Source organism: Peribacillus sp. FSL R5-0717 (assembly GCF_038002945.1).
In the GTDB taxonomy this organism is placed as follows: domain Bacteria; phylum Bacillota; class Bacilli; order Bacillales; family DSM-1321; genus Peribacillus; species Peribacillus frigoritolerans.
Window position 1 is genome coordinate 1058104 of record NZ_JBBOOF010000001.1, and the last position, 14439, is coordinate 1072542.

The following is a 14439-nucleotide window of genomic DNA, read 5'->3' on the forward strand; positions in this document are numbered from 1 at the left end:
GCGGCCTGTTTTCAATATAACATAACTATTAAAGTTGTAAAACAGTTATTCTTTCTTGTAAACCACATTCCCTTTTCCCACCAAGTCAAATAATGCCTGCATCAGTCTATCTGTAGGATTAACCCAATCCCAATAAGATAGCTGTACATAGCGGTTTTCCCTCTCGTAAAAAAGCATGATCTTGGTTTCACCGCTATGCTGCATTAAAATTTTTTTTATTTTTTGCAGTGTATCCTTCGTTTGCTTGCCAGCCTCAATTTTCAGGAATATCGTTCCGTTTTTTTCCTCTTTCATCTGCTTCACTTTTTCAAGCGGGTATACGTTCCGGATCAGCAGCTGTGTTTTTCCATCCCGCTCTTCCAATGTCCCTTGCAGCATAACGAGTTGTCCATGATTCAAGTCGGCAGAGTGGTTTTTATAAACATTTGGAAAAACGACCGCTTCAATATCCCCCTCTTCATCACTGACGCTCAAGAAAGCCATCACATCGCCCTTTTTTGTCCTTATGGTTTTAACCGACGTAATGTAAGCGCCAAGTAAGACTTTCGATTCCTTTTTATTAATAGCTTCATCTATAGTCAAACAGCCGAAGTGCTGAAAAAGTTCTCTGTAGCTTGTCACAGGATGATTCGATAGATAAAGCCCCAATGCGCTTTTTTCCAACGAGAGTTTGTCCTCGATTGGGATAGGATCGACCCGGTGGTATTTCGGTTTTAGTGAAAACTCGCCATCCGAAAACATATCGAATAGGTCATCATCCGGATTAACCAATTCCGTATGATTGATCGCTACGTCCAAGCTCGCCAACAATGTTGCCCGGTCTTCACCGAATTCATCAAATGCACCTGAATGGACAAGCGCCTCCAACACTTTTCTATTGACGATTTTCCCCGAAACGCGCAAACAGAAATCGAATAAATCAGCGAACTTCTTCTGACGCCTTGCAGCGAAGATATCTTTTAGGACCGTCCCGCCTATCCCTTTTATGGCGCCCAGGCTATAACGAATCCCCTCCTTTTCCGGTAAAAACGGGTAACCGCTCCGGTTAATCGAGGGAGGCAGAACCGCTATCCCTTTCTTTTTTGCTTCTCGGATATATTGCGAAATCTTTTCATCATTCCCGACAACCGATGTCAAAAGTGCTGCCATGAAATATTCCGGATAGTGGGTTTTCAAGTAACCCAGCTGATAAGCGATGAAGCTATACGCCACCGCATGACTTCGGTTGAATCCATAGTTAGCGAAGCGGACAATCAAGGAATAAATCTCATCTGCCGTTTTTTCGGAGTATCCTTGTTTCAATGCGCCGCTCATGAAATGCTGCCGCTCTTGATCCAGAACATCCTTCTTCTTCTTCGAAACGGCACGTCGGAGCAGGTCAGCCTCCCCTAATGAAAACCCGGCTAAACGGGAGGCGATTTGCATGATTTGTTCTTGATATACGATGACCCCATATGTAGGCTCGAGGATATCCTTCAAATCCTCGTGAAGGTAATCAATCGAAGCAAGTCCATGTTTTCGCTCGATGAACAGCGGTATATTTTCCATCGGACCTGGACGATATAGGGCATTGACCGCAACGATATCCTCGAATCGGTTCGGTTTCAGCTTGATTAAAACCTTACGGATGCCATCCGATTCAAACTGGAATACCCCGGTTGTTTCGCCTCTGCCTAAAGTGGCCAGCGTCTCGGGATCATCCATCGGAATATGGGACAAGTCGAGCCTTTTCCCCGTTCCTTTTTTAATGTTATTTAAAATATTATCGATGAGCGTTAAATTGCGGAGTCCAAGAAAATCCATTTTAAGAAGTCCCAGTTCTTCGAGAAGGTCCATTGGATATTGAGTCAGGTGGATGCCGTCATGCCCTCCCTGAATCGGGATATGCCCGGTCAGTGCCTGGTCACTGATGACGACGCCGGCGGCATGTGTCGAAGCATGGCGAGGCAGCCCTTCAAGCAATAACGCGGTTTGAAATAGTTTTTGATTCAGGTCACTCTCATTAACGAATTCCCTAAGCCTTTTCGATTCCTTGAAAGCCTCGGGAAGCGTGATGCCCAGACGTCCTGGAATCATTTTCGATACTGCTTCCTGTTCCTTTGAATTTAGGCCGAAAACACGTCCTGTATCCCTTAACGCAGCCTTGGCAGCCAATGTCCCGAATGTAATGATCTGTGCTACATGAAGTTCCCCGTATTTCTTCGCGACATAGGCAATCACTTCTTCACGGCGGTTATCCGGAAAGTCAATGTCGATATCCGGCATCGAGACACGTTCCGGATTCAGGAAACGCTCGAACAGCAATGAATGTTCGATTGGATCGACATCCGTGATCGACAGCACATAAGCGACCATCGAACCTGCGGCCGACCCCCTTCCTGGACCAGTCAGGATTTGGTGGTCCTTAGCGAATTTCATGAAGTCCCAAACGATTAAAAAGTAATCGCTGAATTTCATCTTGGTGATGATATCCAATTCATATCGCAGGCGCTCTTCATATTGAATGGATGGCTCCGGCACTCTTTTCTTCAGCCCTTGGAAGCAGATGGCTTCGAGCATTTCTTCGGCTGTGGCTCCATCTTCAGTAGGGTACTTAGGAAGAAGTGAACGATGAAATGGAATTTCCAGATTGCATTGCGCGGCAATATGCAGTGTATTTTCGAGAGCATCCGGTCTGTCATGGAATAGTTCTGCCATCTGAGACCGGCTTTTCAAATAAAATTGATCGGATTCAAGAACCGTATGCGTCTCATCCGCCAGCTTGTCGCCATTTCCGATTGCCAATAAGACTTCATGAGCGAGTGCATCGCTTTCGTTCAAATAATAAACTGGATTCGTCGCGACAATCTTTATCTCTAAATCTCTCGCCAACTGACTTATGGCTTCGTTACTTTTTTCCTCATCCGCAATCGACAGTCTCTGTATGGATACATAAAAGTTATCATGACCAAAAATTTGCAGAAATCGCCCTGCTGCCTGTTTGGCTTCTTCAGGGTTTTCTTCTCTCAATATCGTTTCTATCTGCCCCTCTGCACCTGGTGTGACTGCAATCAAGCCCCCGGAATAGGCTTTAAGCCAATTCATTGGAATGCCTGACGGGGATTTCGTTTTTATGGCACTGCTTATTTTAAGCAGGTTTTGATATCCTTGCAGACTCTTTGCCAATAAAAGAAGTCCATGTGGCGATTCCCGTTCATCAAGGACATCCGCAAGTATGCCGATGATCGGCTTTATGCCCTGCTTCTTGCATTCTTTATAAAAATAGACCGAACCGTACATAACATTTCGATCGGTTAAGGCAAGACTTGTACAGCCATCCGCTTTCGCTTTGGCCACAAGTTCAGTGATCTTCACCGTACTTGTCAGCAGGCTGTATCCGCTCTGAATATGGAGATGAGTATACACGTTTTTTTCTCCCACCTTTGTAAGGCATGTTTCTTTTCATTATAGTGTTTATTTCAAAAAAAGAAAATATGTTCTCATTACCAATGCAATTTAACCTCCTGATTTCCGGCGACTATCATAATACCTCTGAACATCCCATATAAATGGAATAGAAGAATATCAAGCAAAAAAGGATGATGATATATGAATGAAGCCTTTGTTCCAGCCTTCCTCAACAGCTTTTTCATATCGCTTGGCGTATTGCTTGGCGGCTCGATAATCGGGGGCCTCGCCGCGTTTTTTACTGGACAAGCCCCGATGACGACTGTATTCCGGCTGTCGGACAGCCTTCGTATTTGGGCGATTGTCGCTGCGATCGGGGGAACTTTTGATATGGTCTATAATTTCGAACGCGGTATTTTCCACGGGGAAACGAAGGATATAGTCAAGCAGGTCCTATTGATACTCTCTGCACTTGGAGGGGCACAGACAGGAGCACTGATCATCAACTGGTTCACGCAGGAGCATATTTCACCATGAGGATTCCTCCCTATCACCGGACTCCCACCTGGCAGCGTTTTTTTGCCGGGGCCGCACTTGGCGGATTGATCAGCTGGGTGATTTTCTTTTATATGCATGGCGTCCAGCAGGAGAAGCAGATCCGGTCCCTTCACGAACAAAGAGAAGAAATCAAGGATTTAAACGGGAAAATCGCAATTTGGGAGCAGGATTATAAAAAATTGAACGAGAAAAACGAGGAAATCCTGACGATTCAGGAAGTGGAAGTAACGATCACGAATGAAAAATACAGTCTGGATCAGTTGAGTATTGCAGAAGCGGAGGATGTGATTGAGGACGACCTATCCTCTCTTCTCGCCAAAGATGTCGCCAGTGTCTATGACGGTAAGGTGCTGTTGAAAAAATCGATAGAAAATAAGATCATGACCATCAATAAAAAGCGCTATCGACTTGAAGTCGTTGAAATCATGTTTTATACGAAAATGAATATTGAAATCAAACTAAAAAGGACTACTTCTTAAGGATGGGTGAATATCCACTGAATTTAAAAGACCAAATCATTTGTGATTTGGTCTTTAAGTTTTATCATTCCGCTTTATTCAACTCTTCCATGTCGGCAAGGATATTATCCACTTCATCCCAAGAATAGATCGAAGCCCCTGCTGCAAACGGGTGGCCTCCGCCGTTATATTTACGGGCAATCGTATTGATGACCGGTCCTTTAGAACGGAAACGAACCCTGATTTCTTGATCCTCTTCAATGAAAAAGACCCATGACTTAACATTTTTAATCGAACCTAGCGAGGAAACGAGCTGCGATGCCTCAGATGTGGAAGCATTGAATTTTTTAAGTATATCTTTCGTGATGATCATTTTCCCCGTTCCATATGGAAGGATTTCAAAATGCTGCAGCACATAGCCATTCAACCGGACTATGCTTTCCTCGACGTCATACATCTCCTGATATAACTGCGGGCGGGAGAACGAATAGTGAATCAATTCACTTGCATAGGCAAATGTCTTTTCAGTCGTGCTTTGGAATAGGAAACGACCTGTATCGCCAACAATGCCTGCATATAGAAGGCGTGCCGCTTCATCACTCATCTTCAAACCCTGCTCTTTACCGAACTGGTAAAACTCGTAAATCATTTCACTTGTGGAACTTGCCGATGTATCGACCCAACGCATATCCCCATATGGATCTTCATTAGGATGATGATCGATTTTAATCAGTTTATCCCCCGTCGTGTAACGTGCATCACAAATCCGGTCCGTATTTGCGGTATCACAAACGATGACCAAGGCACCTTGATATGTTTCATCCGAAATCACATCGAGCCTTCTTAAATAATTCAATGACGGTTCCTCTTTCCCGACCGTATAAATTCGCTTTTCGGGGAAAGATGCTTTCAGGATTTCCGCCAATCCCCCCTGTGAACCATAAGCGTCCGGATCTGGACGGACATGTCGATGGAGAATGATAGTATCATAACGCTTTATATCTGCTAATATTTCAGCTTTCATATTGATCTCCCCTTAACATATGTATTGTCGAGCCTTATAAAGATGATATATTTCATTTAATCAAAAAATTGCGGAAATAGGAAGTCTCATCTTGTTTAATGTGGCATTCTCTTTCATTTCCCGCTACAATAAAAAGGTACATATGTTAAATTGGGGGAATTTCAAACGATGCCTATTCTTGTCACCTTGATCGTTCTTTCACTAGGGGTCTATCTGTTTTATAAAATCAAATCGGTCCGAACCAAAATGCCGATGGAGAAAAAGTGGATTTCAGGGAAGTCTTCCATTGCCCTCGGTGCGTTTGTCGCACTATTCGGAATCAATCAGCTTTTTCTATTCCACACGACCATCACTTATATCATTGCCGCCGTTTTCATCTTCGTTGGCTTATTCAGTATTTGGGGCGGCTATAAAATGTATAAATTTTATTTGCCGCATGCAATCGAAGAAGCTGCAAATCAAAAAGGATAATCGAATTTCGATTATCCTTTTTATTCTTCATGATCGGTCCAGCAATTGACAAGTCAACATCGCCTTGCCGACAAGTTTGCCTTGGTTAAACACCTCGACATCGACTTTTCCGAATTTACGTCCTACATCAAGGACACGCGGATGGATTTCAAGCGTACTGTCGATCTGGACTGGCTTGATGAAGTAGATCGTCATGTTTTCCACGACCAAGTCACCGCGCTTATAGCTTCTAAGTGCTCGATTTGCCGAGTCGGTGACCAATGTCGTGAACACACCGCTTGAAATGGTACCAAGGTAATTGGTCATCTGCGGGGTGACGCCATAGTTATACACTTCCTCGCCCTTGCCGCGATTCGAAGTCATCACAAGCTGGCTGGTGATCGTATCGTCGATCGTTTCGCCGACCTGAGGCTGCCTTTGACTCATTTGCAATGCCTTCAGCACATCCTGCCTGCTCACGATACCCTTTAGGATATGACTGTCATTCACGACCGGGATTAACTCGATCCCTTCCCAAACCATCATATGTGCAGAAGATGCCACACTCATTTTATCGCCTACGGTCATCGGGTTTTTCGTCATCACCTTTTCGATGAGCGTCATCTCTTCCTGTCCGATGATATCTTTTGATGTGACCATTCCTTGAACCTTCATATTGTCATCGACAACAGGGAAACGGCTATGCCCCGATTCCTGATTCAGTTCATGCCAGGTCTGAACCCGGTCACCCACGGTCAAAAAGGTCGTTTCCTGTACGGGTGTCAAAATATCCTCCACCAGCAAGATTTCCTTTTTGATCAATTGGTCATAAATCGCCCGATTGATCATCGTTGCGACGGTAAATGTATCGTAACTCGTTGAGATGACTGGCATCTCCAATTCATCGGCTAACCTTTTAACGGGCTCTTCGGTATCGAATCCCCCGGTGATCAGCACCGCTGCACCCGCTTTTAACGCGTGCTCATGGGCCTGTGTACGGTTCCCGACGATCAGCAGGTTTCCTGCGCCTGTATATCTCATCATGGCATCCAGCTTCATCGCCCCGATGACGAATTTATTTAATGTCTTATGAAGTCCCGTTTTCCCTCCAAGAACTTGTCCGTCAACAATATTGACTACCTCTGCAAAAGTGAGCTTTTCAATATTCTCTTTTTTCTTTTTCTCAATGCGGATCGTGCCTACCCGCTCAATCGAGCTCACGTAGCCCTGGTTCTCCGCCTCTTTAATTGCCCGGTATGCCGTACCTTCACTAACATTCAATGCTTTCGCAATTTGACGGACGGAAATCTTCTCGCCGACAGGGAGCCCATCGATATGTTTCAATATTTGTTCATGCTTTGTAGCCAAGCGCTTCACCCTTTTCACGGTATTCCTATTACCCATTATAAGGTCAAAGAGCCCAGTTTATCAAACAACTACTAGTATTGGCGCAACCTTTTGTATTCCGGCTGGCGCTTTACCTTTTGTTTCTTAGGAGAATATAGTATGCCCGTCAAGTTTCCAGCTACCGCCAACAATGCAAACAACAGCCAGGATCCAGCAAACAGACCCTCCAGACCGCCACTTTCCAACGACAAGCGCGGCACGGCATAATACAGCATCACACCGCATAAAAGCAAACACAGTAATAACCTCTGTTTCATCCAATCCCCCCTTTTTATTCGTCTATTCATTTTATGCCTGCGAAAGGAAAAAAGACTTGGCTGCTGAGCGAGAGTTTACTTTCAGATAGATTCACTTTGTATGGATTCTTTTTTCATAAAAGAGGAGTGAATTTACTCGATATACATAAGGAGGGATTAGTTTTTGTTAAACATATCAATTCAATAATAGTTGCTTTGAGCGCCCTAACTATAGATGGATGTTCCGAAGCAGGTACTAAAGTGGCAGTCAAAGGCGAGGAAAATGATTCTAAACAGACAGATAATAAAGAAGTGTCAGAAATAAAAATGAAGTTTAGAAAAGAAACTCACTGTACGAGGTAGTTTGCAAGGAAAACAGGAAGCAGTAGTATTGGTAAAACACCAATCATCACTTGGTCCACAGCGGTGCAGACAAACGCACCAACAACCACGACTTTCCCATGCATTAGATTTTGGAAACCGGACGCTATCTCGATAATGAGATATACGGAAGTGTATATGTAAAATAATGAACTTGACTTATTTTCCTAAAGTTCTCCTTTTCTAATAAAAAACAAAAAGTCTTTAGTAAGGCGGATATAAATTGTTAAGTCTTAATGGAGAAAGAAACAGTCAACTTACAACCCTTCCAAAACTGAGGGCAATTGGGTTTCTCTCTTAGTATTAATGCAGAGTTGATTGGAGCGGGTGTGCGAGACTCCTGCGGGAATGCGAGTCCAGGGAGACCCCGCAGGAGTCTCCCTGACCGCCCGCGGAAAGCGAGTGCCTGCAGTGGAAAGAAACGGTCAAATTTTACAAACCTAAAAAAACTGTCGACACACTCCATTATCATCGAGCTTATCTATAGTCTGACGGTAGCAACTGCAGGCTCCCGTCCTTTTAAAAGTCTATTTCATCCCCGGCTTCCATGATCAGTCCATTTTCCTCTTCAAGCAGGTCGAGGAATTTTTCAGGATCCTGTTTGATGACAGGGAAAGTATTGTAATGAATCGGCACGACTTGTTTGGCTTGAAGGAATTTCGCTGCAAGTGCTGCATCTTCCGGGCCCATGGTGTAATTATCGCCGATAGGCAGGAATGCCAAGTCAATCGGATGTCGTTCCCCGATCAGTTTCATATCGGAAAATACCGCTGTATCCCCTGCATGATAGATCGTTTTCCCTTCTATCGTAAGCAATATTCCAGCAGGCATTCCTAAATAAATGATTTGCCCCTCTCCATTATTGAATCCCGTCCCATGGAAAGCTGGCGTCAGTTTCACTTTTCCAAAGTCGAACTCGAAAGCTCCGCCGATGCTCATCCCGTGGGTCCTGACCCCTTGATCACCCAGGTAATCGGCAATCTCTGCAATGCCGATTACAAGCGCATCATGCCTTTTGGCCAATTCAACCGTATCACCGACGTGGTCATTATGGCCATGTGTTAAGATGATCACATCCGGTTTCACATCTTCCACCTTCAAATCGGTCAATTCGTTTCCAGTAATGAATGGATCGATTAAAATCGTTTTACCATTCGTTTCGACTTTTACAACTGCATGTCCATGAAAAGATACTTTCATTTTTGATGCTCCCTTCCCATACCAACAATTTTTTTATGTAGCTTTCTTAGGCCTTTCCCATTTACTATACTTTTAAATATTGCTAAGGTTATTATATCTTATTAATGGAGGTACCGTCATGAATGAACGTTTGAAAGAACTACAAACTTGGCTACAGGCGAATGAGGCTGAAGCCGCTTTACTTACATCTACAGAGAGCATCTTCTATTTGAGCGGTTTTTTTAGTGATCCTCATGAAAGACTGCTGGCACTTGCCATTTTTGCAAATGCCGAACCTTTCCTTGTCTGCCCGCAGATGGAAGTTCCGGATGCTAAACAAGCTGGATGGGATGGAGATATCATCGGTTACACCGACATTGAAAACCCTTGGGAAAAAGTTAAGCAGGCAGTCAAGGATCGCGGTTTAACCATTCATACCATGGCCATTGAAAAAGAGCATATGAATGTGGAACGTTATGAAAAGGTCCAACAACACTTCGGAGCACCGAAGCTTGTTTCCGCAGAAGAAAAACTTCAAAAGATGCGAATGATCAAATCGGAAGATGAAATGGTCAAAATCCGTGAAGCATGCCGCCTTGCCGACTTTGCGATTGAAGTGGGTGTCAGCGAAATTCATGAAGGTAAAACGGAAATGGAAATCCTTGCAGCGATTGAATACGAATTGAAAAAGGCTGGAGTGAGCCAAATGTCTTTCTCCACCATGGTCCTGACTGGTAAAAATGGCGCTTCCCCGCATGGCACACCTGGGAATACGAAGGTTCAGCGCGGCGACCTTGTCCTCTTTGACCTTGGCGTCGTTCATGAAGGGTACTGCTCTGACATTACTAGAACGGTTGCTTACGGAGATATCAATGATAAACAGGCAGAAATATATGAAACTGTACGTAGAGCACAAGAAGCTGCCGTTGCAGCCAGTAAACCTGGTGTATCCTGTTCCGAGATAGACTTGACGGCCAGAAACATCATCAGGGATAAAGGATACGGTGAATTCTTCCCGCACAGGCTCGGCCACGGACTTGGGATCAGTGTCCATGAGTATCCATCCTTGACTGAAACGAATTCACTCGAACTTCAATCCGGAATGGTTTATACGATCGAACCTGGCATATATGTTCCAAATGTTGCAGGTGTCAGGATTGAAGATGATCTATTGATCACCGATGCCGGCTGTGAGATTTTGACCAAATTCCCGAAGAGCCTGCAAATCATAAAGTGATAATGCATGAACCATTTAATATAACGAAATCCGAATACCCCCGCCTTCATTTAAGACGGGGGTATTTATCCAACATATCAACTAATCGGTCCGCAGTTCATACTTCATTGCTTTATCACTGCCGTCAAACCAAATGACCAGCCATTCACTATCTATTCTTATGATTCCCCTCTCGTCACCGAGATAATAAACAACATTATCTTCCTCTTTAAAATATTCCGTTTCTGTTGGAGACCCTAAAAGCGTGAACACTTCATCTTTTGTCATGCCTATCAATTCATGTTCATTAATTAAGTCATCTACCAGGTAGACTCTCCCTTCAACATCATTTAACCATCTTTCAGTGGTGAACCTTGATTCAGATTCATTTACCCCTAACATAACCACACAAAAAACCAGAAGGGCAAAGCCAAGGCTTGATATGACTATAAATCTAATTTTGAGTTTCCTTTTATTATGCTTATTGATATATTTCCATGAAATCCTTTGAAAAAATAGTAATAGAATAAATGGAAGCAGCAGTGCTGATATACTCATTAAACTGATCGTAGCATGTACAAAATTGATGTAAGAAATAAAAATGTAATAGATCAGAGCATACAAAAGCACGTATAAATATAATGCATAGTTTACTATATTTGAAACACTCAAAGAAAAAAACCCTCCTCTCACATTAGAGGTTACCATAAATAAACAAATAAGGTAAAAAGAATAGATATTCGTCATGCAATGATTCATCACATCATAATAAGGTTGGAATCATATAATTTCCAGATTATTGGCATAAACATTCGCTAATTTGTTACAATTGAAATCAGATCCATAAGGTAAATCATTGTATAATAGGAATGAAATAGAAGGAGGAGATTCACTTGAATAGTATAGATTATAAAAATATTCTTGTAGCAGTGGACGGCTCGGAAGAAGCAGAGTGGGCCTTAAAAAAGGCCATCTACTTAGCAAAACTCAGTGACGCTACCCTTGTGCTCACACACATCGTGGATACAAGGAATTTCCCTACTGTCGAAGCTTATGATATGACTATCCGTGATCACTCTGAAACCTTTGCCAATGAGCTATTGGACAAGTATAAAACGGAAGCCATTGCCTCCGGGATTACAAAGGTCCAAACAGAAGTTGCCTATGGTTCTCCTAAAGTTCAAATTCCAAGGGATTTAGCGAAAAAGCATTTGATCGATTTAATTGTCTGCGGTGCAACAGGCCTTAATGCGGTCGAACGTTTCCTTATCGGCAGCGTATCGGAAGGCATCGTTCGCCATTCAAACTGTGATGTAATGGTCGTGCGTACGAATCAATAAGAGAAAATGATAAAAAGCTCGTTCGCCAAATTGGTGAACGAGCTTTTTCCTGTTATTCACTTACCAGTTTTTCCGCTTTTTCAATCGCCAGCAGGACTTGGGCAAAACCTGTACCGCCCGCACTGTTACGGCGTTTAACTGCCTCATAAGGATTTAATGCATCATAAATATCCTGATCAAACAACTCGGAAGCTTCCTGGAATTGTTCAATGCTCAGGTCGACTAAATAGCAGCCATTCTGGACACAGAACAATACAAGCTTCCCGACCACTTCGTGCGCCTCACGGAAAGGCATTCCCTTTGAAGCCAGGTAATCAGCTAATTCCGTCGCATTCGAGAAGTCATTTTTTGTTGCTTTTTCCATTACGTCCGTTTTCACTTTCATCGTTGAAATCATGCCGGCAAATATTTTAAGTGAACCAACAATGGTCTTAACCGTATCAAAAACGCCTTCTTTATCTTCTTGCATATCTTTGTTATAAGCAAGCGGCAGTCCTTTCAAAACAGTCAATAACCCCGTTAGGTTCCCATAAACCCGTCCTGTTTTACCACGGATCAATTCCGCCATATCAGGGTTTTTCTTTTGCGGCATGATGCTGCTTCCAGTGGAAAACGCATCATCCAATTCAATGAATTGGAATTCCTGGCTTGACCAGAGAATGATTTCTTCGCTGAAACGGGATAAATGCATCATCATTGTCGCGCTGTTGCTCATGAATTCAATGGCAAAATCACGATCACTTACCGCATCAAGGCTGTTTTCGTAAATTCCCTCAAACCCCAATAGCTCAGCACTGAGGGCACGGTCAATCGGGAAAGTCGTTCCAGCTAATGCCCCAGCACCCAATGGAGAAATGTTGATTCTTTTGAAACTCTCGGTGAAGCGCTGCTTGTCACGCTCAAGCATCCAAAAATAGGCCATTAAATGGTGGGCAAACGAAATGGGCTGTGCACGCTGTAAATGTGTATAACCTGGAATCAGTGTTTCCACATTTTTCTTGGATTGTCCCAAAATCGCTATTTGCAAATCATTGATGAGTTCCAGAATCACTTTCGTTTGGTTCCGCATATACAGATGAAGGTCGGTTGCAACTTGGTCATTACGGCTTCTTCCTGTATGAAGCTTTCCGCCAACTGGACCGATTTCGCTTATTAGCATACTTTCCAGGTTGAGGTGGATATCTTCCATCTCAACCTTAAAAGTCAATTCACCTTTCTCAGCTTTTTCCTGTAAACTTTTCAGACCCGCAATGATCTGATCCGCATCTTCTTCAGGTAAAATGCTGCATTGCTTTAACATGGTTACATGAGCTAAACTGCCTTGAATATCTTCAAGGACAAGTTCCTGGTCAAAGGAAATGGAAGCTCCGAACTCATCTACCCATTCTTCGGCAGATTTCGTAAATCTTCCTCCCCAAAGCTTGCTGCTCACACTGTCACCTTCTTGCTATTGACCATGCTGTTCACTTTCGTTGGAAGTCCCCATAGCTTAATGAATCCAACTGCTGCATCATGATCGAATTCGTCCGCTTTTGTATAGGTAGCCAATTTTTCGTCATATAGGGAGTACTCGGATTTTCTTCCTTCAACAATCGCATGACCTTTGAATAGTTTCACACGTACCGTACCCGTTACATTCACTTGTGTTTCTTTCAGGAATGCAGCCAAAGCTTTTTGAAGCGGAGAGAACCAAAGTCCCTCATAAATCAATTCAGTCATTTTCTTCTCGATCACCGGTTTGAAGTGAGCCAGTTCTTTAACAAGCGTGATATCTTCAAGTTCTTTGTGTGCAGCTATCAATGTCATCGCACCAGGAGCTTCATAGACTTCACGTGATTTGATCCCTACTAATCTATTTTCAACGTGATCGATACGTCCAACTCCGTGTTTGCCGGCAATTTGATTCAACTCGACGATCAGGTCAGCCAATTTATAGTTTTTATCATTCAATGTAACCGGCACACCTTGTTCAAAACCAATTTCAATGATATCGGCAGTATCTGGCGTACATTCAAGGCTTGTAGTCAAATCATAGGCCTCTTCCGGCGGAGCTGCCCAAGGATCTTCCAGGATTCCGCATTCGTTACTTCTTCCCCAAAGGTTTTGGTCAATCGAGAATGGGCTCGCCATGCCAATCGGAACGGGAATGCCATTTTTCGCTGCATATTCAATCTCCTCTTCACGAGACCATTTCCAGTCACGAACAGGTGCAAGAACTTGCAAATTAGGGTTCAATGCGGAGATTGATACTTCGAAACGCACTTGGTCATTTCCTTTTCCCGTACAACCGTGCGCAACGGCAACCGCGTTTTCCGCTTCAGCCACTTCCACTAATTTCTTCGCGATCAGCGGACGTGATAAAGCTGATACCAATGGATATTTCCCTTCATACAAAGTATGTGCCTGAAGAGCCGTCAATGCGAATTCATCAGCGAATTCGTCCTTCGCATCAATGACATATGAACTTACCGCACCAACAGTGATCGCTTTTTCCTTAATGAAATCCAAATCTTTTCCTTCTCCGACATCCAAGCAGCATGCCACAACTTCGTACCCTTGATCTTGTAACCATTTAATTGCAACGGAAGTATCCAAACCTCCGGAATATGCTAAAACAACTTTTTGATTTTCCATTTCCATCGTCCTTTCGTGTGAATAAAAATTCATCGTTTGTTATTTTTATTCATTCTATGATTAGTACTTTATCATCTTTATTAATGAAATACAAGGGGTATTTTAAAGATTTCGCTAAATAATCCCCTATTATTTTCAGGGAATTTACACATTGGATGCTTCCGCGAGA

At 43.3% G+C, this 14439-nt stretch carries 13 protein-coding genes; 5 read left to right on the plus strand and 8 right to left on the minus strand.

Features of this window, described 5'->3' with window-relative positions; all coding sequences use genetic code 11:
• Window positions 1-45 precede the first annotated feature (45 nt).
• A complete protein-coding gene (gene dnaE, locus NYE65_RS05130) occupies window positions 46-3405 on the minus strand; it encodes a DNA polymerase III subunit alpha (RefSeq protein ID WP_340859974.1) in 3360 nt (1119 codons plus the stop codon).
• 183 nt (window positions 3406-3588) lie between these two features.
• Here dnaE and NYE65_RS05135 point away from each other — a divergent pair, with 183 nt between their 5' ends.
• Together NYE65_RS05135 and ytrI are read left to right on the plus strand one after the other, a co-directional pair.
• A complete protein-coding gene (locus tag NYE65_RS05135; protein WP_034309135.1) occupies window positions 3589-3924 on the plus strand; it encodes a YtrH family sporulation protein in 336 nt (111 codons plus the stop codon).
• The gene (gene ytrI / locus NYE65_RS05140; RefSeq protein ID WP_098863985.1) at window positions 3921-4424 is read left to right on the plus strand and encodes a sporulation membrane protein YtrI; all 504 of its coding nucleotides are present in this window, start codon (window positions 3921-3923) and stop codon (window positions 4422-4424) included. The genes NYE65_RS05135 and ytrI overlap by 4 nt, the downstream gene beginning before the upstream one ends.
• A gap of 64 nt (window positions 4425-4488) precedes the next feature.
• On the opposite strand, the gene NYE65_RS05145 is transcribed toward ytrI, so the two are convergent.
• A complete protein-coding gene (locus NYE65_RS05145) occupies window positions 4489-5427 on the minus strand; it encodes a DHH family phosphoesterase (RefSeq protein ID WP_268591614.1) in 939 nt (312 codons plus the stop codon).
• A gap of 168 nt (window positions 5428-5595) precedes the next feature.
• On the opposite strand from NYE65_RS05145, the gene NYE65_RS05150 reads away from it, so the two are divergent.
• Window positions 5596-5898 (plus strand): YtpI family protein, encoded by a 303-nt coding sequence (locus NYE65_RS05150; protein ID WP_268591613.1) that lies wholly within the window; start codon window positions 5596-5598, stop codon window positions 5896-5898.
• A gap of 27 nt (window positions 5899-5925) precedes the next feature.
• On the opposite strand, the gene NYE65_RS05155 is transcribed toward NYE65_RS05150, so the two are convergent.
• The 3 genes from NYE65_RS05155 to NYE65_RS05165 form a co-directional block, all read right to left on the minus strand.
• Window positions 5926-7245 (minus strand): DRTGG domain-containing protein, encoded by a 1320-nt coding sequence (locus NYE65_RS05155; RefSeq protein ID WP_268591612.1) that lies wholly within the window; start codon window positions 7243-7245, stop codon window positions 5926-5928.
• Between the two features lie 71 nt (window positions 7246-7316).
• The gene (locus NYE65_RS05160) at window positions 7317-7541 is read right to left on the minus strand and encodes a hypothetical protein (protein WP_034309145.1); all 225 of its coding nucleotides are present in this window, start codon (window positions 7539-7541) and stop codon (window positions 7317-7319) included.
• Window positions 7542-8420: 879 nt separating this feature from the next.
• Window positions 8421-9101: a metal-dependent hydrolase gene (locus tag NYE65_RS05165; protein ID WP_048681095.1), complete on the minus strand. Its 681-nt coding sequence runs from the start codon at window positions 9099-9101 to the stop codon at window positions 8421-8423.
• A gap of 118 nt (window positions 9102-9219) precedes the next feature.
• Here NYE65_RS05165 and NYE65_RS05170 point away from each other — a divergent pair, with 118 nt between their 5' ends.
• Window positions 9220-10317: a M24 family metallopeptidase gene (locus tag NYE65_RS05170; protein ID WP_264639175.1), complete on the plus strand. Its 1098-nt coding sequence runs from the start codon at window positions 9220-9222 to the stop codon at window positions 10315-10317.
• 81 nt (window positions 10318-10398) lie between these two features.
• On the opposite strand, the gene NYE65_RS05175 is transcribed toward NYE65_RS05170, so the two are convergent.
• The gene (locus NYE65_RS05175) at window positions 10399-10968 is read right to left on the minus strand and encodes an outer membrane protein assembly factor BamE (protein ID WP_340859975.1); all 570 of its coding nucleotides are present in this window, start codon (window positions 10966-10968) and stop codon (window positions 10399-10401) included.
• 230 nt (window positions 10969-11198) lie between these two features.
• On the opposite strand from NYE65_RS05175, the gene NYE65_RS05180 reads away from it, so the two are divergent.
• Window positions 11199-11636 carry a universal stress protein gene (locus NYE65_RS05180; protein ID WP_340862088.1) on the plus strand — a complete coding sequence of 146 codons (438 nt, stop codon included), beginning with the start codon at window positions 11199-11201 and terminating at the stop codon, window positions 11634-11636.
• A 52-nt stretch (window positions 11637-11688) separates the two neighbouring features.
• Here the strand turns inward: NYE65_RS05180 and argH are convergent, their stop codons facing one another.
• Both argH and NYE65_RS05190 read right to left on the minus strand, forming a co-directional pair.
• Window positions 11689-13068, minus strand: coding sequence for an argininosuccinate lyase (argH, locus tag NYE65_RS05185; RefSeq protein WP_034309155.1), 1380 nt, complete (start codon window positions 13066-13068; stop codon window positions 11689-11691).
• Window positions 13065-14270, minus strand: a complete 1206-nt coding sequence (locus NYE65_RS05190) for an argininosuccinate synthase (protein WP_034309158.1) — start codon at window positions 14268-14270, stop codon at window positions 13065-13067. The genes argH and NYE65_RS05190 overlap by 4 nt, the downstream gene beginning before the upstream one ends.
• Window positions 14271-14439 lie beyond the last annotated feature (169 nt).

Bases quoted from the DNA above. Each gene is read 5' to 3' on its own strand.
- NYE65_RS05135 (WP_034309135.1), top strand. From the start codon at position 3,589: ATGAATGAAGCCTTTGTTCCAGCCTTCCTCAACAGCTTTTTCATATCG.
- ytrI (WP_098863985.1), top strand. From the start codon at position 3,921: ATGAGGATTCCTCCCTATCACCGGACTCCCACCTGGCAGCGTTTTTTT.
- NYE65_RS05145 (WP_268591614.1), bottom strand. From the start codon at position 5,427: ATGAAAGCTGAAATATTAGCAGATATAAAGCGTTATGATACTATCATT.
- NYE65_RS05150 (WP_268591613.1), top strand. From the start codon at position 5,596: ATGCCTATTCTTGTCACCTTGATCGTTCTTTCACTAGGGGTCTATCTG.
- NYE65_RS05160 (WP_034309145.1), bottom strand. From the start codon at position 7,541: ATGAAACAGAGGTTATTACTGTGTTTGCTTTTATGCGGTGTGATGCTG.
- NYE65_RS05165 (WP_048681095.1), bottom strand. From the start codon at position 9,101: ATGAAAGTATCTTTTCATGGACATGCAGTTGTAAAAGTCGAAACGAAT.
- NYE65_RS05170 (WP_264639175.1), top strand. From the start codon at position 9,220: ATGAATGAACGTTTGAAAGAACTACAAACTTGGCTACAGGCGAATGAG.
- NYE65_RS05190 (WP_034309158.1), bottom strand. From the start codon at position 14,270: ATGGAAAATCAAAAAGTTGTTTTAGCATATTCCGGAGGTTTGGATACT.